Raw genomic sequence first — 753 nt, 5'->3', positions numbered from 1 at the left:
GTGTACAAGCACAAGGCTGCGAATGCCTTTCTCCGGGCGCTGGAAGGCGCGGTGATGCCTTTGGGGCGTCTGTCTGATCTTGAGGTCAGGACATGATTGAAATTATCCGGGACAAGCTTCGGCAATATGCGGCAGAGAGTGCGATAGAGGAAGAGAATGCCGTCAAGGAGATACTCCAGGAGGTCGTACTCTACGCTTTGTGGCGAGGCGATTTTTTCGATGTGGCTCTTTTTCAGGGTGGCACAAGCCTTCGCATTCTTCATGGCCTGCCCCGTTTTTCCGAGGACCTCGATTTCCTTCTACGGTTCCCCGACGCCGGCTTCAACTGGTCTCCTTATCTTAAGGTTCTGACGGATGTTGTCAGCCAATTCGGCCTGGAGCTGGAGGCGCATCCCAAGGTGCGGATGGACACGGCGATCCGGCAGGCCGTTATCAAGGATGACTCCATTGCGAGCCAATTGGATCTGTCCTTTGTGGGAAGAGGGAGACCCAAAACAATTCGTATCAAGCTTGAGATCGACGTTAACCCGCCTGCGGGATCGGGTGAGGCAACTACCTATCTTGATTTTCCGGCTGATTATGAGGTCCGCCACCAGGATTTGCCTTCCAATTTTGCGCTCAAGATACACGCTCTGCTATGTCGTGGTTTTCTCAAGGGGCGTGATTGGTTTGACTTCTCCTGGTATGTGTCTCGCAGCGTTTCGCCTAATCTGGACCTTTTGCGCAATGCGCTGATGCAGGCCGGTCCATGGG

The 753-nt window shown here is 53.9% G+C and carries 1 protein-coding gene; it reads left to right on the top strand.

What is annotated here, in order from left to right; all coding sequences use genetic code 11:
- Nucleotides 1-92: 92 nt before the first annotated feature.
- Nucleotides 93-753 (top strand): nucleotidyl transferase AbiEii/AbiGii toxin family protein (locus AB4Z23_RS27415; protein ID WP_441361177.1); only part of this gene is annotated, 661 nt, incomplete at its 3' end.

It is taken from the genome of Agrobacterium sp. MCAB5 (assembly GCF_052114365.1).
Lineage (GTDB): Bacteria > Pseudomonadota > Alphaproteobacteria > Rhizobiales > Rhizobiaceae > Agrobacterium > Agrobacterium tumefaciens.
This window is presented reverse-complemented; position numbering and strand designations above follow the sequence as displayed.